2 protein-coding genes and 2 pseudogenes are annotated in these 2,013 nt (G+C 43.0%); 2 read left to right on the top strand and 2 right to left on the bottom strand.

Going from position 1 to position 2,013, the window contains the following annotated elements; all coding sequences use genetic code 11:
• Nucleotides 1-318 (top strand): annotated as a pseudogene (locus B7C60_RS17460) (YccS family putative transporter); the annotation flags it as partial.
• Nucleotides 319-455: 137 nt separating this feature from the next.
• Nucleotides 456-746 (top strand): hypothetical protein, encoded by a 291-nt coding sequence (locus tag B7C60_RS01490; RefSeq protein WP_099610127.1) that lies wholly within the window; start codon nt 456-458, stop codon nt 744-746.
• Between the two features lie 76 nt (nt 747-822).
• Here B7C60_RS01490 and modC read toward each other — a convergent pair whose 3' ends face one another.
• Both modC and B7C60_RS17455 read right to left on the bottom strand, forming a co-directional pair.
• Nucleotides 823-1,932, bottom strand: a complete 1,110-nt coding sequence (gene modC / locus B7C60_RS01485) for a molybdenum ABC transporter ATP-binding protein ModC (protein ID WP_099610126.1) — start codon at nt 1,930-1,932, stop codon at nt 823-825.
• Nucleotides 1,929-2,013, bottom strand: a pseudogene (locus B7C60_RS17455) (molybdate ABC transporter permease subunit); the annotation flags it as partial. The gene modC and the pseudogene B7C60_RS17455, both read right to left, overlap by 4 nt.

Genomic DNA, 2,013 nt, shown 5'->3' with positions numbered 1-2,013 from the left:
CACGCGCTATTAAGTTATGTCTCCGCTTTGGGTGCCCACCGGACAAGGATCGATGATGAACAGATCCATCAATTAGTACTGGATTCTCATCGCGTGATCCACCAACACTTAGACATACTGTACCAGCAATTATTCAATCATTGTGACGAATGTGACACTCGTAATATTGACGAAATGAATCTTGAGACAAGATTGGCTGAATGGCGAGAAGAAGATGATAGCTCGGCACGCATGGTGCTGCAGCAGTTGCATCTTATTTACCGAATGCTACCAGAGCTGCATTCATTAGCCAGTAAGTTTGCGGTTCGAGTCAACTGATGTACATGGATGCCTCTCAATCCTCTCGAAGCATCCACGTTATGACACTAAAGCACTTTTGACGTTCTTTGCTGTGGTTAACCTTGCACATCAAGGAAGATAGACATAAGATTAATTAAACAGTGCGGAGAAAAACGATGTCTATTTCAGCCATTTCTTCTGGATATCCCATCATTCAGCAATCGTCCAAGATGGCTGAAGAAGCCGCACTGGATATTCAAAAAAACCAAGCAGAAAACGCTAAGCCAAGCCCACTCTCTTTTAATCAGGTTGATGATCAACCAATCGAAAAAAAAGCACCAGCTCCGGTTGATAATACCCAAGCCATGGTTAACCTCAATCAGGCTCAGCAATACCATCGTGTCGGAACCAGTGTCATTCAGCGAGAGCAGGCCATGATCGGTAGCCTGCTAGATATTCGTATATAAATCCACCGATTCTTCTTACTGCTGGTAAAAAGTCACATTTATACTATACGGACACATTTATACTATACGGAATCGGTTAACAATGGCTCAAAGTAATATCTCGCTGAGCGACGCTCACCCCCTTGATCTGAGCATAAACCGATGATCCTACGCTAAGTTGTAGATCGTCTAATGCCCACTCCGTAATCGTTGACCATAAAAAACAGTTTTCCGCTAACGCCAATTGCAACGCCACACTTTTTCTATTTTCTCCCTGTTGGAGGTGCTCAATAGCCCTTACCTTCGCAGGTAATATATTACGAATAGAGGTTTTCTGCGGCTTTTGTAATGTGACGGACACATCCGTGGCTCGTATTTTTAATCGAATGGCGGCATTAAGCTCACCGTCAACCTGTTGTACCCAGATCCCCACGTCATCGGCCAGCATAATACAACTCAAACCATATTCTGTTTGGTGCTGAGCAATATAACCCGAGAGTAAGGTACTTTGTTCACTAAAGGCTTGCCAAGGCCGCATCACAGCAGACGACCAAACCGGTTCAACCGGCCCTGAAATTAATTCTTGTCCGTTGTCTAAAACCACTAAATAATCAGCAAGGCGTAAAACCTCATTCATACTATGGGTAACGTATAAAACAGGAATATTAACCGATAGTGTCAATTGTTCCAGAAAAGGCATCACTTCACGCTTGCGAGGAATATCAAGCGAAGCCAACGGCTCATCCATCAATAACAAATCCGGTTTACTTAGTAAGGCTCGCCCAATAGAAACACGTTGTTTCTCGCCACCAGATAAAGCATGGGGATAACGTTCTAATAATGGTTGTAATGCTAAAAGTTGTACGACTTGGTGGAAATAGGCAGGGTCGTTGTCAGTGACACCATAGAGTAAGTTGCCACGAACGCGGTAGTGAGGAAATAATCGCGCATCTTGAAATACATAACCAATTTTTCTTTTTTCAACTGGCACATTTATTTTTTGCTGAGCATGAAACAAGACCCGATGAGGAAGCTCAATTTGTCCATCATCGGGAGTGGTTAACCCACTAATTAAATTAATTAATGAAGTTTTTCCAGAGCCAGAACGACCAAAAATAGCGGTTATGCCGGTTGCGGGTAAATGTAAATCGACACTCAGTGCCATCGACCCAAGCTGTTTATTCACTTGAATATGCAACGAATTCATGCGCTATGTACTCCTAAACGACGTTGCATACGTCGGTTTACCCATTCAGATACAAATAATGATAGCAACGCAATGATGATA

It is taken from the genome of Vibrio fujianensis (assembly GCF_002749895.1).
Taxonomy (GTDB): domain Bacteria; phylum Pseudomonadota; class Gammaproteobacteria; order Enterobacterales; family Vibrionaceae; genus Vibrio; species Vibrio fujianensis.
Note: the sequence above shows the minus strand (reverse complement) of the source record. Positions and strands in the feature narration are given on the sequence as shown.

Bases quoted from the DNA above. Each gene is read 5' to 3' on its own strand.
- B7C60_RS01490 (WP_099610127.1), top strand. From the start codon at position 456: ATGTCTATTTCAGCCATTTCTTCTGGATATCCCATCATTCAGCAATCG.
- modC (WP_099610126.1), bottom strand. From the start codon at position 1,932: ATGAATTCGTTGCATATTCAAGTGAATAAACAGCTTGGGTCGATGGCA.